The sequence below is a fragment of the Halomonas sp. NO4 genome (genome assembly GCF_010994375.1).
Taxonomy (GTDB): domain Bacteria; phylum Pseudomonadota; class Gammaproteobacteria; order Pseudomonadales; family Halomonadaceae; genus Halomonas.
Genome location: NZ_WHMA01000005.1, coordinates 58,558 through 82,157, shown reverse-complemented (window position 1 = coordinate 82,157; position 23,600 = coordinate 58,558). Strand labels below are relative to the sequence as shown.

Genomic DNA, 23,600 nt, shown 5'->3' with positions numbered 1-23,600 from the left:
TCTTAAATCCAGAGCTTCTTGACCGGCTTGCCGCCGTAGGCGAGGTTCACCATGGCGCGGGTCACCATCAGGGCGGTGAACAGCGAGGTGATGATCCCCAGCGACAGGGTCACGGCGAAGCCCTTGACCGGCCCGGTGCCGATCGAGAACAGGATCACCGCCACCAGCAGGGTGGTGATGTTGGCGTCGATGATCGAGCTGAAGGCGCGCTCGTAGCCGGCGTGGATGGCCTGCTGCACCGAGAGCCCGGTGCGCAGCTCCTCGCGGATGCGCTCGAAGATCAGCACGTTGGCGTCCACTGCCATGCCCAGGGTGAGCACGATGCCGGCGATGCCGGGCAGCGTCAGGGTGGCGCCGAGCAGCGACATGGCGGCCACCAGCAGGGTCAGGTTCAAGGCCAGCGCCAGGTTGGCGAAGATGCCGAATACCTTGTAGCGCACCAGCATGAAGGCCACCACCAGCAGCAGGCCGATCTGCACGGACATCACGCCGCGCTCGATGTTCTCGGCGCCAAGGCTCGGACCGATGGTGCGCTCCTGGGCGAAGTAGATGGGCGCGGCGAGCGAGCCGGAGCGCAGCAGCAGGGCGAGTTCCGCGGCCTCGGTGGGCGAGTCGAGTCCGGTGATGCGGAAGCTGTTGCCCAGCGCGCTCTGGATGGTGGCCAGGCTGATGATGCCGCGCTCGGTGTAGGGCTCGCGGACGGTGACCTCCTCGCCGTCCTCGAGCACGGTGCGCTCGCGGGTCTTGTGCTCGATGAACAGCACCGCCATGTTGCGCCCGATGTTGGTGCGCGTGGCGCGGTTCATCAGGGTGCCGCCGGTGCCGTCGAGGTCGATGTTGACCTGGGGGCGGCCGTTCTCGTCGAAGCTGCGGTTGGCGCTGGACACGCTGTCTCCGGTGATGATGACGTCGCGCATCAGGTCGGCGGTGCGGTTCGGGTCGTTGCGGAACGGGAACGTCTGGGTCTCGCTGTCCGGCGTGTCCGGCCGTGCCTCGAGGCGGAATTCCAGGTTGGCGGTGGCGCCCACCACGCGCTTGGCGGCGACGGTGTCCTGCACGCCGGGCAGCTCGACCACGATGCGGTCGGGGCCCTGGCGCTGCACCAGGGGCTCGGCCACGCCCAGTTCGTTGACGCGGTTGCGCAGGGTGGTCAGGTTCTGCTCGATGGCGTAGTCCTGGATCTCGGTGACTGCCTGGTCGGTGAGCGTCATGACCAGCAGGGCGGCGCGTCCCTCCTCTTCGCTGGCGTAGTCGAAGTCGGGAAAGTCGCGGCTGATCAGGCTGCGCGCGGTGTCACGATCCTCTTCGCTGGCGAAGGTGAGGGTGAGGGTGCGATCCTCGATCTGGGTGTCGCGATAGCGCAGGCGCTCGCCGCGCAGCTGCTCGCGGATGGCGCTGGCATTGACCTCGAGGCGCTGCTCCACGGCGGCGTCCATGTCCACTTCCAGCAGGAAGTGAACGCCACCGCGCAGGTCGAGGCCCAGCGTCATCGGCGAGGCGGACAACGCCTCCAGCCACCCCGGGGTCGACTCGGCGAGGTTGAGGGCGACCACGAAGTCATCGCCCAGCCGCTCGGCGATCAGGTCGCGGGCGCGCAACTGGTCGTCGTCGTCTTCCAGGCGGATGAGGACGCGGCTCTCCTCGCGTTCCACGGCCTTGATGGCGATGCCGGCATCGCGCAGGGTTTGCTCGAGGCGCGTCAGACGTTCGCCCGCGACGGTGCTGTCGCCGCGCTCGCTGCTGATCTGCACTGCGGGGTCTTCGGGGAAGAGGTTGGGCAGCGAGTAGACCAGGCCGAGGAGCAGCACGACGAGGATCAGCAGATACTTCCACAGAGGGTAACGGTTGAGCATGGGAGCCCTGCCCTAGGTTGCAGAAAGGGGGACGAAGGGGCGTCGGCACGGCACGATGCCCCGGTGGCGGGCACGGCGGGGCATCGGGCGTGGCACGACTCTCGCCGCGAGGCCCCCGCACAGGCCGGGGTGTCGGGCGAAGCGTCGTCGGATCAGATGGACTTGATGGTGCCCTTGGGCAGCACGGCCGCCACGGCGCTCTTCTGCACGTTGACCTCGGTGTTGTCGGCGATCTCCATGCTGATGAACTCGTCGCTGACCTTGGTGATGCGCCCCACGAGGCCGCCGCCGATAACCACTTCGTCACCCTTGGAGAGGCCGCTGACCAGCTCCTTGTGCTGCTTGGCACGCTTGGACTGGGGGCGCCAGAGCAGGAAGTAGAAAATCAGAACGAAGCCGACCAGCATGACGATCTGGGCGATGCCGCCACCGGCGGGGGCATCCTGGGCATAGGCCGGCGAGATGAAGAAGTCCAGCATGGTGAAGGGGTCTCCTGGGTGTGTGACAAGACGGGTGAAAGATGGCATTAGCCGGCGCGCGTGGCCTTGCGGGTCGCCGCCGGCTGGGGATCAATTCGGTGCGGGAGGAACTGGCAGGCCGCGCTGCGCATAGAAGCCTTCCACGAAGTTCGCCAATGTACCCGCTTCGATGGCACCGCGCAAACCGGCCATCAGGCGCTGGTAATGGCGCAGGTTGTGGATGGTGTTGAGCATGGCGCCGAGCATCTCGTTGCAGCGATCCAGGTGGTGCAGGTAGGCGCGTGAGAAGTGCTGGCAGGTGTAGCAGTCGCAATCGGCTTCCAGCGGGCGGGTGTCATGGCGGTGCTTGGCGTTGCGGATCTTCACCGTGCCTTCCGCGGTGAAGAGGTGGCTGTTGCGGGCATTGCGGGTGGGCATCACGCAGTCGAACATGTCGATGCCGCGACGCACCCCCTCGACCAGGTCCTCGGGCTTGCCGACCCCCATCAGGTAGCGCGGGGACTCCGGCGGCATCCAGGTGGGGAGGTAGTCGAGCACCCGGATCATCTCCTCCTTGGGCTCGCCCACCGAGAGCCCGCCGATGGCCAGGCCGTCGAAGCCGATGTCGAGCAGACCCTTCAGCGAGCGCTCGCGAAGCTCGGGGTGCATGCCGCCCTGGATGATGCCGAACAGCGCCGAGGGCGAGGCGCCGTGGGCGTCGCGCGAGCGCCTGGCCCAGCGCAACGACAGCTCCATGGAGGCCGCGGCCGTGGCGAAGTCGGCGGGGTAGGGGGTGCACTCGTCGAAGATCATCACCACGTCGGAGCCTAGCGCCCGCTGCACGGCCATGGACTCCTCGGGGCCCATGAAGACCTTGGCGCCGTCCACCGGCGAGCGAAAGTGCACGCCCTCTTCGGTGATCTTGCGGATGTCGCCCAGCGAGAAGACCTGGAACCCGCCGGAGTCGGTGAGGATGGGCTTCTCCCACTGGGCGAAGTCGTGCAGGTCGCCGTGGGCCTCGATCACCTCGGTGCCCGGGCGCAGCCACAGATGGAAGGTGTTGCCGAGGATGATCTCGGCGCCAATCGTCTCGACCATGGCGGGCGTCATGCCCTTGACGGTGCCGTAGGTGCCCACCGGCATGAAGGCGGGGGTCTCCACCGTACCGCGCGGGAAGGTGAGGCGGCCGCGGCGGGCCCGGCCGTCGCTGGCCAGGTGCTCGAAGGTCATGAAGCAGTCGTTGCGCATGGGGCTCTCTGGGATCAGGCGGACATCGGCTGGCGCGTCAGAAACATGGCGTCGCCGTAACTGAAGAAGCGATAGCGTGCCTCGACCGCCTCCCGGTAGGCGGCCATGGTGGTATCGAAGCCGGCGAAGGACGACACCAGCATCAGCAGGGTCGACTCCGGCAGGTGGAAGTTGGTGATCAGGGCATCGACGCAGCGCCACTGATACCCCGGGTAGATGAAGATGTCGGTCTCGCCGGTGAAGGGCGCGATCGCCCCGTCGGGACTCGCCGCACAGGCGCTCTCCAGGCAGCGCACGCTGGTGGTGCCCACCGCCACCACGCGGTTGCCGCGTGCCCGGGCGGCCTGCACCTGCTCGCACACCTCGGGGGTGACCTCGATCCACTCGCTGTGCATCGTATGCTCGCGGATGTCGTCGACGCGCACCGGCTGGAAGGTGCCGGCGCCCACGTGGAGGGTGACGAAGGCGCTCTCCACGCCCTTGGCGGCCAGCGCGGCGAGCAGCGGCTCGTCGAAGTGCAGCCCGGCGGTGGGGGCGGCCACGGCGCCGTCGCGCCGCGCGTAGACGGTTTGATAGCGCTCGCGGTCGGCGAGCTCGTCCTCGCGGTCGATATAGGGCGGCAGCGGCATGTGGCCGTGCCGTTCGAGCAGCTGGACGAGCGGCGTCTCGCCCAGGAAGCGCACTTGGAACAGCGCCCCTTCACGCCCTTCCACCACCGCGCGAACATCCCCCTCGAAGAGGAGCTCGGTGCCGGGCTTGGGCGACTTGCTGGAGCGCAGGTGGGCCAGGCCGCGGTGGGCGTCCAGGGGGCGCTCGAGCAGCAGCTCCACCCGGCCGCCGCTCTTCTTGTGGCCGTGCAGGCGGGCGGGAATCACCCGGGTGTCGTTGAACACCAGCAGATCGCCGGGCGCGAGCAGGTCGAGCAGGTCGGGGAAGCGGCGGTGGTCGAGAGCGCCGCTGGCGCCGTCGACGCACAGCAGGCGGCAATCGCTGCGCTGCTCGGAGGGATAACGGGCGATCAGCTCCTCGGGAAGCTCGTAGTGGAAATCGGCACGCTGCATGCGGTTCGGGACTCGGGATGGCGACAGTTTCGACGAGGACGGTTGGACCGTCTGGACAAGCCGCCTAGGATACCGCGTCACCTCGGCGAAGTCAGGCGTCACGATTGACCTGCCGGGCACCCCACGTATAATGCTTCGCGCTGCCGGCGTGGCGGAATTGGTAGACGCAGCGGATTCAAAATCCGCCGGGTGCAAGCCCTTGTCGGTTCGAGTCCGACCGCCGGTACCATTTCAAAAACAGTCGCTTACGGGCGGCTGTTTGCGTTTCTTCCCTCCCTTCCCCGTGGTTCCCGGTCCCATCATGTTGTCGTCGGCCCTGCCGATCCGGCCAATGCCATTGTGTAGCTTTTAGGCTACAATGTACCCAATGATGGAGCTGACGCACTACCTCACCGCTGATGGCCATGACCCGTTCTAAGCCTGGCTGGATGCCACCAAGGCGAAGGATCGCCGGGCGGCCATGCGCGTGCTGACCCGCCTAAACCGGCTGGCGGTTGGAAATGCCGGGGACGCCAAGGCCGTTGGTGATGGAGTGCTGGAGCTGCGAATCGACTACGGTCCTGGCTACCGCGTGTATTACGCCAAGGTGGGCAGGCGCCTGGTGATGTTGTTGATCGGGGGCACCAAGAAGCGCCAGCAGGCCGACATCGAGCAGGCCAAGGCGTTTCTGGCGGACCACCGAAGGAGAGCCCGGAGATGAAAAGCCACGACGATGCCGTGATCGAGATGCTGCGCGATGACCCGGCGATGGCCGTTGACTACCTGCGCACCGCCTTCGACGAGCTGGACGCAGAAGGCGGAGAGTCTGCCTTTCTAATGGCGCTGCGTCATGTGGTGGAAGCGCAAGGCGGCATGGCTGCCGTGGCCGAGCGTGCCAAGCTCTCCCGCGAGAGCCTCTATCGGGCGCTTTCCCCCAAGGGAAATCCAACTTTGCGGACCATGACCGCCGTCATCAAGGCGACTGGCATTCACTTTCATGACCTGACGCATCACGCCTCCTGAGTGGGCGGATGTCTCTCCTTCTCAATCGATGCTGGTGTCCCGGAACCCCGCATTGATCAGGCAATAGGCCCCGTAGCCGACCAGGCCCAGGGCGACGGTGCCGAGCAGCCAGGGCCCGAAGGGCTGACCGGCCAGGACGCTGAGGGCGCCGCCCAGGCCCTGGGCCTGGCTAGGATCAGTCCGCCAGACGGCGATGCACAGGAACAGGCCGACGATCACAAAGACTACCCCCCGGCCGAGAGCCCCCAGCGGGTGATGGCCTCGAACAGGCGGCGCTGAGCGGCGCTCATCTCCCGGCGGTACCAGTTCTTGAGGTAGGTGCGCCGCAGGGCGCGCCAGAGCTGGCGCAGGTCGAGGCCCAGGAATACCAGGCCGGCGGCGAAGACCAGCCAGACTCCGCCCGGATGACTCATCAGCACCGCCGTGCGGTCCTGTGCCTCGCTCTCGCCCGAGGCCATCGCCGCGTGGCGCAGCAGGTCGAAGCAGTAGACCCCGAGGCTGGCGTGTACGGCCGAACTGGCCAGAAACCCCAGGCGGGTCCCGATGCCCTTGAGCCCCAGGCCCACCGACTCGGTATCCACCAGGGCCTGGAGCGTACGCCACAGGGCATAGGCCAGCAGCCCGGCGCCCAGCAATCCGATCATGAGATCGCCGAAGGGCTGAGCGATGAGCTGGTTGATGGCTTCCTTCGAGCCAATGTTGTCGCCACCCAGCCCGGCCGCCGCCAGCAAGGCCAGGCCGCCGATCAGCAGGTAGACGATCCCCTTGGCGACGTAGCCGACGCGCGCCGCCAAAGAAAGGGCCTGCTTGAGGGAGGTGACGTGGTGCGGCATGGCGGCTCCCGTAGCGCAGGGCGAGCTGGCCACCCCTCAGCCCAGGCTGAGTAGCACCACGGCGAGGGTGCCACCGGTCAAGGCGTAGCCCAGCAGCGCCATCAGGCCGTCCTCGGCGAACAGTGCCAGCCCGAAGAGCGTCAGTGCCAGGCCCGCGCCGTTGGCGGTGAAGGGGATCAGCTCCATGGGCGGCATGGCGAGTGCGATCAGCAGGCAGGTCAGGGCCACCGCCAGATGGGCCGGCGGGCGCGTCAGGCGCTGCAGGCGCGGCTTGAGCAGGCGGTCGATCCAGCGGGCCGGGCGCTTCAGCCAGTGCAACGCCTGGACGTAGCGCTGGCGCGGGACGCGGCGTGCCAGCAGCCAGGCGGGCAGCCAGACGTGGTCGCGGCCCAGCAGCAGCTGACCGGCGGAGAGTGCCACCAGGCTGGCCATCAGGGTCGGCACGCCGGGAATGTCGCCGATCAGCGGGGCCAGGGTGATCAGGCCGGCGACCAGTAAAAAGGGCGCGAAGGTGCGTCGCCCGACGCAGTCGAGAATGGCCTCCAGGCTCACGCTGTCGGCGTGCCGGCCGGCGTGTTTCAGCCGCTCCACCAGTGCCGCCAGGTTGGCGACCGGCTCCCGGGAGGTGTCGGTGGGTGGGGCTTCGGGGGGCTCAGCGTCCATGGCGAGGCGTCCGGCGGGTCCAGAGCAGGATGGCGCCCAGGGCGATCAAGGCCACACCCACGAAGCCGGCCGGGCTGACGGTTTGCCAGCCGACCAGCAGCAGGGCCAGGCCAAGGGCCATGAGGGCAAAGGCGAAGGTGCGTACGGTCATGGGGCACTCTCTGGCTGGGTTCGCCGTCAGTGTAGCGCCAAGCGTGCCCCTGATTCAGTGCGTCGGCACCCCCGATGTGATCGCCATGGCTTCGTCCAGGCTTGTGGCCTCCGCATTCCACGGCAGCAACGAACCGGCGAACTGGCAGTAGTAGAGGGCGTCGTCGTCGATCTCGACACGATGTATGATGTTGCCTTGGTCGTCCTGCCACCAGTCGGCATGGATATGCCGCCAGTGGGGCGGGAGCGGGGCGGCAAGGGTCATGTTCATGACGGCTGTCCCTCCTCGGCGTCGCTGTTGTGGCGCCCTAGCACAGGGCGCCTTCCCTATCGGCGGCTGAAGCGCTTGCCATCTACCGAACGGCAACTGCCTCTTCGGGCAGTGACTCTGCGGCGTGAGTTGCCCCTATTTCCCAGGCTAGTACAAGAACGGTGTTTGTAAACACTGTTCTTCAACTTGTCGCGCGCAGGTTCTGGCCGGACGAGTTCTCGCTCTTATATTGCGCCCTGGTCGATCATGGCGTCGGCGACCTTGCGGAAGCCGGCGATATTGGCACCCTGCACCAGGTTGGTGGGCTCGCCGAACTCCTCCGCAGTATCGGCACACTGCTGATGGATATTGGCCATGACCTCCTTGAGCTTGGCATCGACCTTGTCCAGCGACCACTGCTGCATGCTGCTGTTCTGCGCCATCTCCAACTGACTGGTCGCAACGCCGCCGGCATTGGCCGCCTTGCCCGGGCCGTAGGCGATCTTGGCTTCCAGGAAGCGGTCAACGGCCTCCGCGGTGGAAGGCATGTTGGCCCCTTCGCTGATGCACTTGACGCCGTTGTCGAGCAGGGCGGCGGCATCGGCACTGGTCAGTTCGTTCTGCGTGGCGCAAGGGAACGCTGCGTCAGCCTTGATGCGCCATACGGCATGGCCGTCGCTTGGGTACGCTGCTCGGGGGATGTAGTGGGCCCCGGGGCGTGTGCCTAGATAGGCCTCCAGTGAGACCCGCTTGACCTCCTTGAGCTCCTTGAGCAGTGCCAGGTCGATGCCGTTGGGGTCGTGAATCGTGCCGCTGGAATCCGAGCAGGTTACCGCCTTGGCGCCCAACTCATGAAGCTTCTCGATGGTGTAGATCGCCACGTTGCCGGCGCCGGACACCAGACAGGCCTTGCCGTCGAGATTGTCGCCGCGTGCTTCCAGCATGTTCTGGGCAAAGTAGACCGCGCCGTAGCCGGTGGCTTCCTTGCGGCCAATCGATCCGCCCCAATTGAGCCCCTTCCCGGTGAGAACGCCCTCGTAGCGGCCGGTGAGACGCTTGTACTGACCGTACAGGTAGCCAATTTCGCGGGCGCCGACGCCGATGTCGCCGGCTGGCACGTCGGTGGTGGGGCCGATATGGCGATACAGTTCGCTCATGAAGGCCTGGCAGAAGCGCATGATCTCACCGTCGGACTTGCCCTTGGGATCGAAGTCCGAACCGCCCTTGCCGCCACCGATTGGTAGGCCGGTCAGGGCATTTTTAAAGATCTGTTCGAAGCCGAGGAACTTGATGGTGCCCGCGGTCACGCTGGGGTGGAAGCGCAGTCCGCCCTTGTAGGGACCGAGCGCGGAGTTGAACTGAATGCGGAATCCCTTGTTCACGCGGACCTTCCCGGCATCGTCGGTCCAGGCAACGCGGAACAGAATCTGGCGTTCGGGCTCGACGATGCGCTCGATGATGCTGTGGTCGTGATAGTGCGGGCGGCGCTCGAACAGCGGGCGCAGGCATTCCAGCACCTCCTCGGCGGCCTGGTAGAACTCGGTCTGGGCGGGGCTGCTCTGCTGAAGGCGGGCGAGAGTGTCGTGAACGTACGGCATGGGCGTTTCCTGTGGTGGTGCCAAGAAATGTAGCGGTGGCCACGGGGTGCTTGAAATCGGTTTCCACTATATATCAATGCACCAAAATGCAGCAATTGCATAGCCCATGCATAGATTAGACATTGATATGAAGCGAAATCCCTTTAAATCCCCGAAAATCTATGCACCATTATGAAATATTAACTTTATCTTTTAAACTATATTAAAACGCTTTGGCGGATGGGTGCTAAACAAACGGAAGTCGTGGGGGCTATAAAAGCCGATGCCGACGGCCTATGATGCAGGAAAACGCCAGTCCTTCGCCCCTCCGCGGGTGGAGGGCTGTTTTTCGTTGTATGGATGGCTTTGCGTCCAGAAAGCGTTGATCGGAACATGGAGAAAGCAGGATGGCCCGTCCCCCCATCATCATTAATCGGCTCGATGCCGAACGGCTGCAGCGCCTCATCGATGCGGCCAGCGGCAAAGAGCTCGCGGTTGCCGAGTTGCTGGAAGAGGAGCTGGCGCGGGGCGAGGTGGTCGACCCCGAGGCGATCCCGGCGGATGCGGTGAGCATGAACAGCCAGATTCAGTTCACCGACCTGACCCGAGGTCGCCAGCTGGTTCGCACCCTTGTCTACCCCCACATGCTGGCGGCCACCGAGGACGGGATCTCGGTGATGGCGCCCGTGGGTGCGGCGCTGATCGGCCTGCGTGTCGGCGATACCATCGATTGGCCGCTGCCGGACGGCGGCGAGACGCAGCTGCGGATCGATGCCATCCTGTGGCAGCCGGAACGGGAGGGGCAGTTTCACCGCTGAGGAAGCGCCGTCTACCATCACCGAAGGAAATTGAGATGCCGTTGTCGCTGTGGATGTCCCTTGCCGCCATCTGTGCCATGGGCGCCATGTCGCCGGGGCCGAGCCTGGCGCTGGTGCTGCGCCATACCCTGGGGGGCGGGCGGGTGCCGGGCATGGCCGCGGCGCTTTCCCACGCCGTGGGCGTGGGCCTCTATGCCCTGCTCACCGTCTGGGGGCTGGGGGCGCTGATCGTGCGCTTTCCGCTGCTCTTCCAGCTCATTACCTGGGCGGGAGCAGGTTACCTCGCCTGGCTGGGCGTCAAGGCGCTGCGCGCCGGTCGCGGCGGCCCCCTGGCAGCGGGGGCCGTCGTCACCACCCGCGGTCAGGCCCTGCGCGAGGGGCTGCTGGTGGCGCTCGGCAACCCCAAGCTGATCCTTTTTTTCATCGCGCTGCTGAGCCAGTTCGTCACCCCGGAGATGAGCCTGGCCGCCAAGGCGATCATCGTGGCGACCGCCATGCTGATCGACGGGGGCTGGTACCTGCTGGTCGCCGTGTCGCTGTCCCACTCACGGGTGCTGCCCTGGCTGCAGGCACGCGCCCACTGGATCCATCGCCTCACCGGGGTGATGCTGCTGGGGCTCGCTCTGCGGGTCGCCCTCGGCCCGCTGGGATGACTCGCCAGCGTTGACTGCAACGCCGAATTGCCCCGGTGCCCGGCGGGCGGGGCTGCTAGCCTCTGTATCGACGATCGACCGGAACCCTTGACGATGGACGACCTTGCAAGCGACGCCCGCGCGCTCGCCGTGGTGCTCGGCGAAGACCCGGATGTCGCGGCCATTCTCTCCCTGCAGCTGCAGGTGCTGGGCCTGCAGAGCCGTTACCACCGCAGCGCCACCGGCATGCTGGAGGAGGTGGCCAGCAGCCGGCCGCAGCTGGTGGTAGTGGGGCTGGACTTTGCCGAGCCCGATGGCATCGCCCTGTTGCGCCTGCTTGCCGAGCAGGAGTATCGCGGCTGGGTGCTGCTGCTCGGTGGGGTCGAACCCAAGATCGCGCGGATCGCCGAGCGCGTGGGCCAGACCCTCGGCCTGCAGATGCTCGGCTCGCTGGACACGCCCATGCGCCTGGCCGAGCTGCGTGAGCGCCTGGGCGACCTGCGCCTGGGCAGCCAGGCGCCCGGGGTGCCGCGCGCCGACCCTTTCTTTACCGCCAGCGAGCTGGAAGGGGCTCTGGCACGCCGCGAGCTGGCGGTGCACTACCAGCCCCAGTTCGAGCTGGCCAGCGGGCGGCTGAGCGGCGTCGAAGCCCTGGTGCGCTGGGCGCATCCGGAGATCGGGCTGATCGGCCCGGCCAACTTCCTGCCCCTGCTGACCGCCGGGCAGAGCCGGCGCCTCACTGCCTACGTACTGGAGCAGGCGCTGGCCGATGCCCAGCGCTGGCGGCGTCAGGGGCTGGCACTGTCGGTGTCGGTGAACGTCACCGCCGACGACCTGATGGCGCCGGACCTGCTGGCGCTGACCCGCCATCGCGGCCCGGGCGAGCCGCCGCTGCTGGTGTTCGAGATCACCGAGACGGCGGCCATGGACGACGAGCTGCTCGGCTCGGAGATCGCCGCCCGCTTGCACCTCAACGGCCTGGAAATCTCGGTGGACGACTTCGGCGTGGGCTTCTCGTCGCTGTCGCGGTTGCAGATGCTGCCGATCAGCGAGCTCAAGGTGGATCGCAGCTTCGTGCGCTATCTGCATGCGGACCCCCAGGACGCGGCCATCGTCGAGGCGGTGGCGCTGCTGGGGCGCCGCCTGGGGCTGCGCGTGGTAGCCGAGGGACTCGAGGAGGGGGCCAGCGTGGCGCTGCTGGAGCGGTTTGGCTGCACCCACGTGCAGGGCTTCGGTCTGTCGCGCCCGGTGGCGGCCGAGGCGATCCCGACGCTCGCCCGAGCTCAGGCCTCGATCCGCGAGAGAATGGCCGCCAGCGGCGCTCCGGTGGGCATCACCCCGTAGGCCATGCCGGCCTCGGCGCCGAGGCGCGTGCGGCAGAAGGTCTCGGCGACCTCGGCCGGGGCCTGGCCCAGCAGCAGGGCGGCCTGCAGGCACTGCGCCAAGCGCTGGGCCAGCCAGCGCCCGCGGGCCTCCAGCGCTTCGGCGGGGGCGGCCAGCTCGCGTTCCAGTTCGGCCAGGGCGTGGTCGAAGTCGTCGTGGCGGCCGCGCACGGCGCCGAGCTCGGCCTGCACCGCGGCGAAGGCCTCGGGGTGGCGGGCGAGCACGCGCAGCACATCGAGGCAGATCACGTTGCCCGAGCCCTCCCAGATCGAGTTGACCGGCGCCTCGCGGTAGAGCCGCGCCAGCGGCGCCTCCTCCACGTAGCCGATGCCACCCAGGCACTCCATGGCCTCGGCCAGGAAGGCGGGGCCGCGCTTGTTGTGCCAGTACTTGGCGAGCGCCGGGAGCAGGCGCGCCAGGGCCGCCTCATGGGCCTCGCCGCGCGCCGCGCCGTCGAAGGCGCGGGCGGCGCGAAGCATCAGCGCCACCCCCGCCTCCACTTCCAGGGCCAGGTCGGCGATGACCGCTCGCATCAGTGGCTGCTCGGCCAGCGCACGGCCGAAGGCGTGGCGGGCGCGGACATACTGCCAGGCCTCGCGCAAGGCCTGGCGCATCAGGCCCACCGGCGCCGTGGCGGCATCCAGGCGGGTCTGCTGGACCATCTCGAGGATGGTGGCCACGCCGCGCCCGGGCTCGCCGAGGCGCGCCGCCCAGGCGCCGCGGTACTCGATCTCCGCCGAGGCGTTGGCGCGGTTACCGCACTTCTCCTTGAGTCGCTGCAGCTCGATGGCGTTGCGCTCGCCGTCCGGCACGAAGCGCGGCACCAGAAAGCAGTCGAGGCCGTCGTCGCTGTGGGCCAGGGTCAGGAAGGCGTCGGACATGGGGGCGCTGCAGAACCACTTGTGGCCGGTGAGCCGCCAGCCGTCGGCGACGGGGAGAGCGCGTGTGGTGTTGGCGCGCACATCGCTGCCGCCCTGCTTTTCGGTCATGGCCATGCCCAGGGTCAGCCCCTGCTTCTCCGGGGCCGGCAGCGAGCGGGCATCGTAGGCGTGGGCCAGCAGGCCGGGCGCCCAGGCGGCCTCGAGCGCCGGGGCGTGGCGCAGCGCCGGCATGGCGGCGTGGGTCATGGTCACCGGGCAGCAGAAGCCCGGTTCCGCCTGGGTGAGCAGGTAGAGCGCCGCCACGTGGGCCTGATGGCCGCCGTTGCCTTCCTCCTGCCAGGCCACGGCGTGCCAGCCGCCTTCACAGGCCAGCGCCATCAGTTCGTGGTAGGCGGGATGGTAGGCCACCTCGTCGAGGCGCCGGCCGTGGCGGTCGAAGAGGCGCAGCTGCGGCGGGTGGCGGTTGGCCGCCTCGCCCAGGCCCTGGACGTGGTCGCTGCCCACCGCGCGCCCCAGGGGCGCGAGGCGTGCACTCACCCAGGCCGGCGCCGCGCGGCCCAGCGCCTCGCGCAGGGGCGGGTCGTCGGCCAGAAAGTCGCGGTCGTGGGAAGGGGGTGGCTGATTGGTCACCCGGTGGGTGGCCAGCTGCGTGCGGGGGGCCCGGTCGGTCATGGGGAACTCCGGCGGCGGGGGCTGACTCGCAGCATGGACAGCGACGTCGCCGTGGTCAACGCGCCCCGCTCGCCAGGGTGGTTTCCGTGCGGCGAGCATGGCATCGTGACGGATGACAGCAAGGCAGGGGACCCATGGCCATTCACGAGCACGAATGTCGCACCCACAGCGGCGAACCCTTCAACCTTCGCGCCCTGCAGGGGCAGGTGCTGCTGATCGTCAACGTGGCCAGCCGCTGCGGCTTCACGCCCCAGCTGCGCGAGCTGGAGCGCCTCTATCGGCGCCATCGCGAGCGCGGCTTCACCGTGCTCGGCTTCCCCTGCAACCAGTTTGCCCGTCAGTCGCCGGAATCGGCCCGCGACTTCTGCGACCTGAGCGGCCGCGAATACGGCGTCACCTTCCCGCTGATGCAGAAGGTCAAGGTCAACGGGCCCGGTGCCCATCCCCTGTTCGTGGAGCTCAGGCAGCAGGCGCCGGGGGTGCTCGGCACCTCCCTGATCAAGTGGAACTTCACCAAGTTCCTGGTGGGGCGCGACGGGCGGGTGATCCGGCGCTTCGGCCCCAACGAGTCCGGCGCGGCGATCGAGCGGGAGCTCGAGCAGGCCCTGGACGAGTTCTGAACCTCAGTGGGGCAGATGCCCCCGGGCCACCGCCACCCGCTCGATGAGCTCGTTCCAGCGGTGCCGGGTCATCATGGTGGTGAGCCCTGAGAAGAGCGCCCAGCCCTTGCGTCGCCAGCCCTTGAGGCGCAGGTTGTGCGACACCAGTTGCTGCATGAGCTGGTAGTCGTTGAAGTGATGCCAGGTACCGGCCACCGACATCTGGTGGCGCGACAGCACCGGCGCCAGCTCCAGACGGAACACCCACTCGAGCTCCTCGAGCGTGAGACCGTGCTCTTCGATGACCGCCACCATGCGCGTGTAGTCGCGCTCGCTCGGCTCGCGGTCCAGCCACAGCGGGGCCAGCGCCAGCCATAGGTCGCCGCGCTGGTCGACCAGCGTCTGTGCATCCATCCTATCCTCCTGCCAGGTTGTGCCCCGGGAAGGGCATCCTGCCCCAGTGCCGCCCCGCGCTCAAGGGCGGACAGGGACGGACGCGACCGCTAGAATGTTGCCACGGTTCGCACGACGCCCCTGGCGCGGCCAGGCGGCGACGGCTCATTCGGCCGGCGAGGCAGGAGACTCCCGGCCATGGACAGTAGAGGTATGACGTGATCATCAAACCCAAGGTTCGCGGTTTCATCTGTACCACCACCCACCCCGTGGGCTGCGAGAAGAACGTTCTCGAACAGATCGAGGCGACCCGGGCGCGCCGCCTCGACCCGGCGCAGGGACCCAAGAAGGTGCTGGTGGTCGGTGCGTCCAGCGGCTACGGCCTGGCGGCGCGTATCACGGCGGCCTTCGGCTACGGCGCCGACACCCTGGGCGTGTTCTTCGAGAAGCCCAGCAGCGAGAAGAAGCCCGGCACCGCCGGCTGGTACAACGCCGCCGCCTTCGACAAGTACGCCAAGGCCGAGGGGCGCTACAGCAAGTCGATCAACGGCGATGCCTTCTCCCATGAGGTGCGCGACAAGGCCATCGAGCTGATCAAGCAGGACCTGGGCCAGGTGGATCTGGTGGTCTACTCGCTCGCTTCGCCGGTTCGCAAACTCCCCGACTCCGGCGAGCTCAAGCGCTCGGCGCTCAAGCCGATCGGCGAGCCCTATCGCGCCACCGCCATCGACACCAACAAGGACACCATCATCGAGGCCGAGGTGGAACCGGCCACCGAGCAGGAGATCGAGGATACCGTGGCGGTGATGGGCGGCGAGGACTGGGAACTGTGGCTCGACGCCCTGGACAAGGCGGGCGTGCTCGCCCCCGGCGCGCGCAGCGTCGCCTTCAGCTACATCGGCACCGAAATCACCTGGCCCATCTACTGGCACGGCGCGCTGGGCCGCGCCAAGGAGGACCTGGATCGCGCCGCCGGCGAGATCGACAAGGCGCTCAAGGCGAGCGGCGGTGGCGCCAACGTGGCGGTGCTCAAGTCGGTAGTGACCCAGGCCAGCGCGGCCATCCCGGTGATGCCGCTCTATATTTCCATGGTCTACCAGGTGATGAAGGAGAAGGGGCTGCACGAGGAGCCCATCGACCAGCTCAACCGCCTGTTCGGGGAATGCCTCTACGGCACGGGCTGCGCCACCGACGAGGTCGGCCGCCTGCGCCTCGACGACTGGGAGCTGCGCGACGAAGTCCAGGACGCATGCAAGGCGCTGTGGCCCAAGGTGACCACCGAGAACCTCTTCGAGATCACCGACTATGCTGGGTACAAGCACGACTTCCTGAAACTCTTCGGGTTCGGGCGGGACGACGTGGACTATGGTGCCGATGTGAACCCGGACGTGACTTTCGATGTCGTCACGGTATAGCCCCCGGTGAGGTGACCCTGTCCGTCGCCGGGGCATCGCAGGCAATGGAGGTAGGCGATGGACACCCGCGAAAGCAAGACCCAGGAAGAGGAACGGGAGCACCTCAAGTCGGTGCGTCAGCCGGAAGATTTCGAGCACCCCGAGCCGGACGAAGAGCAGCCGGAGGCTCGCCAGTCGCCGCACGGGCTGCACTGGATTCTGCTCGGTGCGGCCCTGCTGGCCGGCGCCATCCTGCTCTTCACCCTCGTCTGGCCCTGACCGGACGGCGGGGCGACGGTCGCGTCGCCGCGCCCTGAACCACGGGCAGGCGCGGCGCCCACTCGGCGCGACGGGCTCGATCGAGTAAGATCACAGGCCCGTTGTGCCAGGCGCCGTGCTGAATGCCCGAGTCTCCCCACGCCTCCCGTTTCACCGCACCGACCCGCTGGGTCGGCGTGGTCACCCTGCCGGGTTTCTCGCTGCTGGCCCAGGCGTGCGCCATCGAACCGCTGATGGTGGCCAACCAGCTGGCCGGGCGCCGCCTCTATCGGGTCGATGTCTTCACGCCTTCCGGCGAGGCGGTGGCCAGCCAGGCTGCGCTCTGTCTGGCACCCGACGCCCCGCTCGCCGACCTGCCCGACACCCTCGATCTGCTGGTGCTCTGCGCCCCCACGCCGCTGCCGGTCGGCCACGAGCCGGTGGTGACGGCTTGCGCGGAGCGTCTGGCCAGCCGCGGGGTGACGCTGGTGGGCGTGGGCGGCGGGGCGGAGCTGCTGGCGCGGGCCGGCGTGCTGGACGGCTATCGCGCCACCCTGCCCTGGCAGTGCTTCGCCGAGGTCGCCCGCGACCATCCCCGGGTGCGCCTGTCGCGCCAGCTGTTCGAGATCGATCGCAGTCGGCTCACCTGCGGGGGTGGCACGGCGGCCATGGACATGATGATGACGCTGATCGCCGCCCATCACGGCAGCGCGCTGGCCGAGCGCGTCTCCGAGCACTTCGTGCTCGAGCGCATCCGCATGGCCGACGACCCGGCGCCGCTCCCCCTGCGCTCGCAGCGGGACAATGCCCCGGCTGCCCTGCGCGACGCCGTGCAGCTGATGGAGGCCAACATCGAGGAGCCGTTGACCACCCACGAGCTGGCCGCCCACCTGGGCATCTCGCGCCGCCAGCTCGAGCGGCTGTTCAAGAAGCACCTGCAGGCGGTGCCGGGGCGCTACTACCTCGACCTGCGTCTGCAGGCGGCGCGCCGCCTGCTGCGCGACAGCGACCTGCCCGTCGGCGAGATCGCCATGAAGACCGGCTTCTCGTCGCCGGCGCACTTCTCCACCGCCTACCGCAACCACTTCGGGGCCACGCCGCGGGAAGAGCGCCTGTAAGCCGTTCCGCCAGCCTTTTCTACAAGTCGCCGTCCCATTGCTGAAAGCCATGTGCCTGGCGGGTCCCTATACTCGAGTCTCTACCTTGACCCTTTGCCGATGGAGTGGAGACCGACATGAGCCAGACCCCGACCCGCGCCGATTTCGATCGCTACATGGTGCCCAACTATGCCCCGCAGCAGGTCATACCGGTGCGCGGCGAGGGCAGCCGCCTGTGGGACCAGGAGGGGCGCGAGTACATCGATTTCGCCGGCGGCATCGCGGTCAACGCCCTGGGGCACTGCCACCCGGTGCTGGTCGAGGCGCTCACCGCCCAGGCGAACCGGCTGTGGCACCTCTCCAACATCTACACCAACGAGCCGGCACTCAAGCTGGCGCGTGCGCTGGTCGAGCGCAGCTTCGCCGACAAGGTCTACCTGTGCTCCTCCGGCGGCGAGGCCAACGAGGCGGCCCTGAAGCTGGCGCGGCGCTGGGCCCACGACACCGTCAGCGAGCACAAGCATCGCATCGTCTCCTTCTCGCAGTCCTTCCACGGCCGTACCCTGTTCACCGTGAGCGTCGGCGGCCAGCCCAAGTACGCCCAGGGCTTCGGGCCGGTGCCCGGCGGCATCGTCCATGGCGAGTTCAACGACCTCGACAGCGTGCGCGACCTGATCGATGACGACACCTGCGCGGTGGTGGTCGAGCCCATGCAGGGGGAGGGCGGCATCGTGCCGGCCACCCAGGCGTTCCTCCAGGGGCTGCGCGCGCTGTGCGATGCCCACGACGCCCTGCTGATCTTCGACGAGGTGCAGACCGGCGTGGGGCGTACCGGCACGCTTTTCGCCCACGAGCAGTACGGCGTCACCCCGGACATCCTCACCAGCGCCAAGGCGCTGGGCGGCGGCTTTCCGGTGGGCGCCATGCTCACCACCGACCGCGTCGCCCCGGCCTTCGGCTTCGGTACCCACGGCTCCACTTACGGCGGCAACGCCCTGGCCTCGGCCGTGGCGCTGGCCGCCATCGAGCATATCGACACGCCCGAGGTGCTGGACGGGGTCAAGCGGCGCCATGCTCGCTTCCGTGAGCACCTGGAGCGCATCAATGCCCGGTTCGGCGTATTCCGCGAGATCCGCGGCATGGGGCTGCTGATCGGTGCCGAGATGGCCCCCGAGTACGAGGGGCGTGCCAAGGACATCCTGCCGCTGGCCATCGAGGAGGGTGTGATGGCGCTGATCGCCGGGCCCAACGTACTGCGCCTGGCGCCCTCGCTGGTGATCCCCGAGGCGGACATCGACGCGGGCATGGCGCGCCTTGAGCGCGCCGTGGCGCGGCTGGTCGATGCGCAGTGAGGGCCGCCGCGCCATGACGGATGCCCCGCCGCCACCCCTCGGAGACCCTGCCATGATGGTGGTTCGTCCTGTCCGGCCGGCCGACCTGCCGGCCCTGGAGCGCCTGGCCGGCAATGCCACGCCGCGGCTCACCAACCTGCCGGCGCACCGCGACCGCCTCGAGGAGCGCATCGCCCGCTCGCGCCAGGCGTTTGCCGGCGAGGTCGATTTCCCTGGCGACGAGCACTACACCTTCGTGCTCGAGGACCGCGAGCGCGGCGAGGCGGTGGGCACCGCCACCGTGCGCGCCCAGGCCGGCGCCCAGGAGGCCTACTACACCTATCGTCAGGAGACACTGATCCACGCCTCGCAGCAGCTCAACGTGCGCCGCGAGGTGCAGACCCTGGCGCTCTCCCACGAGGTGTCGGAGGCGAGCCTGCTGTGCGCGCTGTCGCTGGACGCCCGCTACAAGGGCTCCAGCGCCGAGAGCCTGCTGCGCCGGGCGCGACTGATGTTCATCGCCCAGTACCCGGAGCGCTTCGCCGAGCTGCTCGCCATGGCCTTCCCCGGCTACCTGGACGAGGCGGGCGCCTCGCCCTTCTGGGACAGCGTGGGGCGCCACTTCTTCGCCCGCGACTACCACGAGATCAACTACCTGGCCGGGGTGCGTTCGAAGAGTTTCATTGCCGAGGTGATGCCGCAGTTCCCCCTCTACCTGGCGCTGCTCACGCCCCAGGCCCGCGCCGCCATCGGCCGGGAGCATCCCGATCATGAAGGCGCCCTGGCCGAGATGCTCGCCGAGGGCTTTCTGCGCTCGCGGCACGTCGACCTCTTCGATGCCGGCCCGATCATCAAGGGCGAGCTCGAGCGCCTGGCGAGCTTCCAGCGCGCGGCCTGGCACCCGGTGCGCATCCGCCCCGCCCACACCCTGCCCGATGCCGAGCCGGCCATGGTCGCCAACCAGCAGCTGAGCGACTTCCGCTGCGTGGTGGCCCGCTACGCCCGTTCGCCCACCGGGCAGCTGATGCTGTCGCCGGAACACGCCGACGTGCTCGGCGTGGAGGAGGGTCGCGCGGTGCTCGCCGCGCCGCTGGCGCTGCCGGGCACCGATGAGCCCGACCCGGGCTACGATGAAGGGGAGCTGTGATGCGCATTCGACCCATTGCCCAGGGCGACCTGGCCGAACTGCAGGCGCTGGCCCGCGAGACCGGCGTGGGCTTCACCTCGCTGCCCGACAACCGCGACTTCCTCGCCGACAAGATCGCCGCCACGGAAGACGCCTTCGCCGAGCACCGCCCGGTCGACCGGCGCAACTACTTCTTCGTGCTCGAGGACGAAGACACCGGTGCCCTGGCCGGCTGCTGCGCCATCGAGGGCCAGGTGGGGCGCGAGGTGCCCTTCTACCACTACCGCCTGGGCACGCTCGCCCACTCCTCGGTGCAGCTCGACCTGCATCGCACCATCGACACCCTCTTCCTGAGCTCCGATCACACCGGCGACGCCGAGGTGGCCTCGCTGTTCCTGCGCCCCCAGTACCGCGGCGGCGAGCGCCGCCACGAGCGCAACGGCGCGCTGCTCTCCCAGGTGCGCTGGCTGTTCATGGCCGAGTTCCGCGACCGCTTCCCCGACAAGGTGCTCGCCGAGATGCGCGGACTGTTCGACGAACGCGGCAAGAGTCCCTTCTGGGAGTGCCTGGGCAGCCACTTCTTTCCGCTCGACTTCGATGAGGCCGACCGGCTCACCGGCCTGGGACAGAAGAGCTTCATCGGCGAGCTGATGCCCAAGTTTCCCATCTACACGCCCTTTCTCTCCGAGGCGGCGCGCGCCTGCATCGGCCAGGTGCACGAGCAGACCCGCCCGGCACTGGCCATGCTCAAGCAGGAGGGGCTGCGTTGGGAGGGCTACATCGACATCTTCGACGGCGGCCCCACCGTGGAAGCCTACATCGACGACGTGCGCGCGGTGCGCGCCTCGCGGCGGGTGCGCGTGGAGGTCACCTCGAATACCGCCTCGACGGCCTCCGAGCGCCCGCGCTGGCTGGCGGCCACCACCGACATGGCCCGTTTTCGCGCCGCCTGGGTAAGTCGCGGCCCCGACGCCGACGATGTACTCACCCTGAGCGAGACGGAGGCGGCACGCCTCGAGGTCGCCCCGGGCGACGCCCTGCGCATTCTGGACACCAAGGAGGCAGCATGAAGGCCATGCAGCAGTTGTTCATCGACGGCACCTGGCAGCCGGGCGACGGAGCGGCTCTCGACAAGCGCGACCCCGTCTCCGGCGAGACGCTGTGGCAGGGAGGGGCTGCCGGCGAGGCCCAGGTGAACGCGGCGGTGGCGGCGGCCCGCGGCGCCTTCCCGGCCTGGGCGCGGACGCCCTTCGCCGAGCGCCAGGCCCTGGTGGAGCGCTTCCGCGAGGTGCTGGAGAGCCGCCGGGAGACGCTGGCCACGGCCATTGCCCAGGAGACCGGCAAGCCGCTGTGGGAAGCGCGCACCGAGGTGGGGGCGATGATCGGCAAGGTGGCGATCTCGATTCGCGCCTACCAGGAGCGCACCGGCGAGCGCCAGCGCGACCTGGGCGAGGCGACGGCGGTCCTGCGCCACTGCCCCCACGGGGTGATGGCGGTGTTCGGCCCCTACAACTTCCCCGGCCACCTGCCCAACGGGCATATCGTCCCGGCGCTGCTCGCCGGTAACACGGCGGTGTTCAAGCCCAGCGAGCAGACGCCGCTGACCGCCGACCTGACCCTGCAGTGCTGGCAGGCGGCGGGGCTGCCGAACGGGGTGATCAACCTGGTGCAGGGGGCCGCGCCGGTGGGCCAGGCGCTCTCTGCCGACCCGGGCATCGATGGGTTGCTGTTCACCGGCAGCGCCAAGGTGGGCGGGCTGCTGCATCGCCAGTTCGCTGGCCAGCTCGACAAGATCCTGGCGCTGGAGATGGGCGGCAACAACCCCCTGGTGGTCAAGGACGTGCCCGACCAGGCGGCGGCCGTACTGACCATCCTGCAGTCGGCCTTCCTCTCCGGCGGGCAGCGCTGCACCTGTGCCCGTCGGCTGATCGTGCCCGAGGGCCAGGTGGGTGACCACCTGCTCGACGCCCTGAGCGACGCCATCGCCGGGCTGCGCGTGGCCGGCCAGTTCGCGGAGCCCGCCCCCTTCTACGCGGGGCTGGTCAGCGCCACGGCCGCCGATGGCCTGCTTGCCGCCCAGGACGACCTCGAGGCGCTGGGCGGCACGGTGCTCACCCGCATGGAGCGCCTGGCGGAAGGCACCAGCCTGCTCTTGCCGGCGCTGATCGACGTCACCGGCCTGGCGGTGCCCGACGAGGAGCACTTCGGCCCGCTGCTCAAGGTGCACCGCTACCGCGACTGGGACGAGGCGCTGCGCCTGGCCAACGACACCCGCTACGGGCTCTCCGCCGGGCTGATCGGCGGGGAGCGGGCCGACTGGGACGACTTCCTGCTGCGCATCCGTGCCGGGATCGTCAACTGGAACCGCCAGACCACCGGCGCCTCCGGCGACGCCCCCTTCGGCGGGGTGGGCGAAAGCGGCAACCACCGGCCCAGCGCCTATTACGCGGCAGACTACTGCGCCTATCCGGTCGCCTCCATGGAGAGCGAGGTGCTCCATCTGCCCGATCAATTACCGCCGGGAGTCAGGCTGTGAGCGAGCCCATGAAGACCGACTATCGCGAGGTCAACTTCGACGGCCTGGTGGGGCCGACCCACAACTACGCCGGCCTGGCGCTGGGCAACGTGGCTTCCATGAGCCATGGCGGTCTGGTCGCCAACCCAAGGGAAGCAGCTTTGCAGGGGCTGGCCAAGATGAAGGCGCTGATGGAGGCGGGCTACCCTCAGGGCGTGTTGCCGCCCCAGCAGCGTCCGGACCTCGGCGCCTTGCGCGCACTGGGCTTTGCCGGCAGCGACGAGCGGGTGCTGGCGCGCGCCGCCGGCGAGGCGCCCCAGATCCTGCGCGCGGTGTGCTCCGCCTCGAGCATGTGGACGGCCAATGCCGCCACGCTGACGCCGAGCCGTGACGCCTCGGATCGTCGCCTGCATGTCACGCCGGCCAACCTGCAGTCGAGCTTTCACCGCTTCCTGGAGCCGGCCACCACGGCGCGGGTGCTGGCGGCGATCTTTCGCGATCCGGCACACTTCGCACACCATCCGGCGCTGCCCGCTACGCCGGCCTTCTCCGATGAGGGGGCGGCCAACCACACCCGCCTGTGCGCCGACCATGGCGAACCGGGGGTACACCTCTACGTCTACGGCCGCCAGGCCTTCGGCTGGGAGAGCGAGGCGAGCGTGGCGCCGAAGCGCTACCCGGCGCGCCAGACCCTGGAGGCGAGCCAGGCGGTGGCGCGCCAGCACGGCCTTGGCGAGCTGCAGACGGTGTTCGCCCAGCAGCACCCGGACGCCATCGACGCCGGGGTCTTCCACAATGACGTCATCGCCGTGGGCAATGGCCCGGTGCTGCTCTACCACGAGCTGGCCTTCCTCGACGAGCCGGGCACCCTCGACGAGTTGCGCAACAAGCTCACCGCGCCGCTGATCCCGGTGCGCGTGCCCGCCGAGGCGGTGAGCCTCGCCGATGCCGTAAGCTCCTATCTCTTCAACTCGCAGCTGCTCTCCAACCCCGATGGCAGCATGACCCTGGTAGTGCCGGGGGAGTGTCAGGAGAACGAGAGCGTGTGGCGCACCCTCCAGGATCACCTGCTGGCGGGTCACAACCCCATCGGCGACGTGGTGGTCCAGGACGTCAAGCAGAGCATGCGCAACGGCGGCGGACCCGCCTGCCTGCGCCTGCGCGTGGTGCTCTCAAGTGGGGAGCGCGCCGCGCTCGCCGGCCACGCGCTGCTCGACGACGCCCTCTACGCCGAGCTCGTCGCCTGGGTGGAGCGCCACTACCGCGACCGCCTGGCGCCGGAGGATCTCGCCGACCCGCAGCTCGCCGCGGAGAGCCTGGCGGCCCTGGACGAACTCAGCCGGCTGCTCGAGATCGGCTCGGTCTATCCGTTTCAGATGGCCGGCGCCTGAGGGGCCCCAGAACGG

26 protein-coding genes and 1 tRNA gene are annotated in these 23,600 nt (G+C 68.8%); 15 read left to right on the top strand and 12 right to left on the bottom strand.

Annotated features, from left to right (window positions below; all coding sequences use genetic code 11):
* Nucleotides 1-2: 2 nt before the first annotated feature.
* The 4 genes from secD to queA form a co-directional block, all read right to left on the bottom strand.
* Complete coding sequence (gene secD, locus FEF15_RS06045) at nucleotides 3-1,853, bottom strand: protein translocase subunit SecD (RefSeq protein ID WP_163558255.1); 1,851 nt, start codon at nucleotides 1,851-1,853, stop codon at nucleotides 3-5.
* A gap of 152 nt (nucleotides 1,854-2,005) precedes the next feature.
* Nucleotides 2,006-2,332, bottom strand: coding sequence for a preprotein translocase subunit YajC (gene yajC / locus FEF15_RS06040; RefSeq protein ID WP_163558254.1), 327 nt, complete (start codon nucleotides 2,330-2,332; stop codon nucleotides 2,006-2,008).
* Nucleotides 2,333-2,422: 90 nt separating this feature from the next.
* On the bottom strand, nucleotides 2,423-3,541 hold the full coding sequence (gene tgt, locus FEF15_RS06035) for a tRNA guanosine(34) transglycosylase Tgt (RefSeq protein WP_205598486.1): 1,119 nt from the start codon (nucleotides 3,539-3,541) through the stop codon (nucleotides 2,423-2,425).
* A gap of 32 nt (nucleotides 3,542-3,573) precedes the next feature.
* Nucleotides 3,574-4,620, bottom strand: a complete 1,047-nt coding sequence (gene queA, locus FEF15_RS06030; protein ID WP_163558252.1) for a tRNA preQ1(34) S-adenosylmethionine ribosyltransferase-isomerase QueA — start codon at nucleotides 4,618-4,620, stop codon at nucleotides 3,574-3,576.
* 142 nt (nucleotides 4,621-4,762) lie between these two features.
* Here queA and FEF15_RS06025 point away from each other — a divergent pair.
* From FEF15_RS06025 to FEF15_RS06015, 3 genes are all read left to right on the top strand, one after another.
* A tRNA-Leu gene (locus tag FEF15_RS06025) sits at nucleotides 4,763-4,849 on the top strand.
* Between the two features lie 195 nt (nucleotides 4,850-5,044).
* Nucleotides 5,045-5,320, top strand: a complete 276-nt coding sequence (locus tag FEF15_RS06020) for a type II toxin-antitoxin system RelE/ParE family toxin (protein WP_276208201.1) — start codon at nucleotides 5,045-5,047, stop codon at nucleotides 5,318-5,320.
* Nucleotides 5,317-5,622 (top strand): addiction module antidote protein, encoded by a 306-nt coding sequence (locus tag FEF15_RS06015; RefSeq protein ID WP_163558251.1) that lies wholly within the window; start codon nucleotides 5,317-5,319, stop codon nucleotides 5,620-5,622. Before FEF15_RS06020 ends, FEF15_RS06015 begins: the two co-directional genes overlap by 4 nt.
* Before the next feature lie 21 nt (nucleotides 5,623-5,643).
* On the opposite strand, the gene FEF15_RS19380 is transcribed toward FEF15_RS06015, so the two are convergent.
* From FEF15_RS19380 to gdhA, 6 genes are all read right to left on the bottom strand, one after another.
* Nucleotides 5,644-5,841: a DUF1206 domain-containing protein gene (locus tag FEF15_RS19380; protein ID WP_240454084.1), complete on the bottom strand. Its 198-nt coding sequence runs from the start codon at nucleotides 5,839-5,841 to the stop codon at nucleotides 5,644-5,646.
* A gap of 5 nt (nucleotides 5,842-5,846) precedes the next feature.
* Nucleotides 5,847-6,455, bottom strand: coding sequence for a DUF1206 domain-containing protein (locus FEF15_RS06010; protein WP_240454083.1), 609 nt, complete (start codon nucleotides 6,453-6,455; stop codon nucleotides 5,847-5,849).
* Between the two features lie 36 nt (nucleotides 6,456-6,491).
* Entirely contained in the window at nucleotides 6,492-7,118 is a 627-nt protein-coding gene (locus FEF15_RS06005; RefSeq protein ID WP_163558250.1) for an exopolysaccharide biosynthesis protein, read from the bottom strand.
* Complete coding sequence (locus FEF15_RS06000) at nucleotides 7,108-7,269, bottom strand: hypothetical protein (protein ID WP_163558249.1); 162 nt, start codon at nucleotides 7,267-7,269, stop codon at nucleotides 7,108-7,110. Before FEF15_RS06000 ends, FEF15_RS06005 begins: the two co-directional genes overlap by 11 nt.
* Before the next feature lie 54 nt (nucleotides 7,270-7,323).
* A complete protein-coding gene (locus FEF15_RS05995) occupies nucleotides 7,324-7,539 on the bottom strand; it encodes a hypothetical protein (protein ID WP_163558248.1) in 216 nt (71 codons plus the stop codon).
* 224 nt (nucleotides 7,540-7,763) lie between these two features.
* Entirely contained in the window at nucleotides 7,764-9,116 is a 1,353-nt protein-coding gene (gene gdhA / locus FEF15_RS05990) for an NADP-specific glutamate dehydrogenase (RefSeq protein ID WP_163558247.1), read from the bottom strand.
* A 386-nt stretch (nucleotides 9,117-9,502) separates the two neighbouring features.
* On the opposite strand from gdhA, the gene rnk reads away from it, so the two are divergent.
* From rnk to FEF15_RS05975, 3 genes are all read left to right on the top strand, one after another.
* Complete coding sequence (gene rnk / locus FEF15_RS05985) at nucleotides 9,503-9,913, top strand: nucleoside diphosphate kinase regulator (protein WP_163558246.1); 411 nt, start codon at nucleotides 9,503-9,505, stop codon at nucleotides 9,911-9,913.
* A gap of 35 nt (nucleotides 9,914-9,948) precedes the next feature.
* Nucleotides 9,949-10,566 (top strand): LysE family transporter, encoded by a 618-nt coding sequence (locus tag FEF15_RS05980; RefSeq protein WP_163558245.1) that lies wholly within the window; start codon nucleotides 9,949-9,951, stop codon nucleotides 10,564-10,566.
* A gap of 93 nt (nucleotides 10,567-10,659) precedes the next feature.
* The gene (locus FEF15_RS05975; RefSeq protein WP_163558244.1) at nucleotides 10,660-11,889 is read left to right on the top strand and encodes an EAL domain-containing response regulator; all 1,230 of its coding nucleotides are present in this window, start codon (nucleotides 10,660-10,662) and stop codon (nucleotides 11,887-11,889) included.
* Here FEF15_RS05975 and FEF15_RS05970 read toward each other — a convergent pair.
* Nucleotides 11,829-13,481, bottom strand: a complete 1,653-nt coding sequence (locus FEF15_RS05970; RefSeq protein WP_163558243.1) for an acyl-CoA dehydrogenase family protein — start codon at nucleotides 13,479-13,481, stop codon at nucleotides 11,829-11,831. The genes FEF15_RS05975 and FEF15_RS05970 overlap by 61 nt on opposite strands.
* A 134-nt stretch (nucleotides 13,482-13,615) precedes the next feature.
* On the opposite strand from FEF15_RS05970, the gene FEF15_RS05965 reads away from it, so the two are divergent.
* Nucleotides 13,616-14,101, top strand: coding sequence for a glutathione peroxidase (locus FEF15_RS05965; protein WP_163558242.1), 486 nt, complete (start codon nucleotides 13,616-13,618; stop codon nucleotides 14,099-14,101).
* Between the two features lie 3 nt (nucleotides 14,102-14,104).
* Here the strand turns inward: FEF15_RS05965 and FEF15_RS05960 are convergent, their stop codons facing one another.
* Nucleotides 14,105-14,494, bottom strand: coding sequence for a hypothetical protein (locus FEF15_RS05960; RefSeq protein ID WP_163558241.1), 390 nt, complete (start codon nucleotides 14,492-14,494; stop codon nucleotides 14,105-14,107).
* A 197-nt stretch (nucleotides 14,495-14,691) separates the two neighbouring features.
* On the opposite strand from FEF15_RS05960, the gene fabV reads away from it, so the two are divergent.
* From fabV to astB, 8 genes are all read left to right on the top strand, one after another.
* Nucleotides 14,692-15,888 (top strand): enoyl-ACP reductase FabV, encoded by a 1,197-nt coding sequence (fabV, locus tag FEF15_RS05955; protein WP_163558240.1) that lies wholly within the window; start codon nucleotides 14,692-14,694, stop codon nucleotides 15,886-15,888.
* A 57-nt stretch (nucleotides 15,889-15,945) separates the two neighbouring features.
* Nucleotides 15,946-16,146 carry a hypothetical protein gene (locus FEF15_RS05950; protein ID WP_163558239.1) on the top strand — a complete coding sequence of 67 codons (201 nt, stop codon included), beginning with the start codon at nucleotides 15,946-15,948 and terminating at the stop codon, nucleotides 16,144-16,146.
* 122 nt (nucleotides 16,147-16,268) lie between these two features.
* On the top strand, nucleotides 16,269-17,243 hold the full coding sequence (locus FEF15_RS05945; protein WP_163558238.1) for a GlxA family transcriptional regulator: 975 nt from the start codon (nucleotides 16,269-16,271) through the stop codon (nucleotides 17,241-17,243).
* Nucleotides 17,244-17,359: 116 nt separating this feature from the next.
* Nucleotides 17,360-18,574 (top strand): aspartate aminotransferase family protein, encoded by a 1,215-nt coding sequence (locus FEF15_RS05940; RefSeq protein ID WP_163558237.1) that lies wholly within the window; start codon nucleotides 17,360-17,362, stop codon nucleotides 18,572-18,574.
* A 52-nt stretch (nucleotides 18,575-18,626) separates the two neighbouring features.
* Nucleotides 18,627-19,700 carry an arginine N-succinyltransferase gene (locus FEF15_RS05935; RefSeq protein WP_163558236.1) on the top strand — a complete coding sequence of 358 codons (1,074 nt, stop codon included), beginning with the start codon at nucleotides 18,627-18,629 and terminating at the stop codon, nucleotides 19,698-19,700.
* On the top strand, nucleotides 19,700-20,749 hold the full coding sequence (astA, locus tag FEF15_RS05930; RefSeq protein WP_163558235.1) for an arginine N-succinyltransferase: 1,050 nt from the start codon (nucleotides 19,700-19,702) through the stop codon (nucleotides 20,747-20,749). The genes FEF15_RS05935 and astA overlap by 1 nt, the downstream gene beginning before the upstream one ends.
* On the top strand, nucleotides 20,746-22,215 hold the full coding sequence (astD, locus tag FEF15_RS05925; protein WP_163558234.1) for a succinylglutamate-semialdehyde dehydrogenase: 1,470 nt from the start codon (nucleotides 20,746-20,748) through the stop codon (nucleotides 22,213-22,215). The genes astA and astD overlap by 4 nt, the downstream gene beginning before the upstream one ends.
* An 8-nt stretch (nucleotides 22,216-22,223) precedes the next feature.
* On the top strand, nucleotides 22,224-23,585 hold the full coding sequence (gene astB / locus FEF15_RS05920) for an N-succinylarginine dihydrolase (RefSeq protein WP_163558356.1): 1,362 nt from the start codon (nucleotides 22,224-22,226) through the stop codon (nucleotides 23,583-23,585).
* Nucleotides 23,586-23,600: the final 15 nt, after the last annotated feature.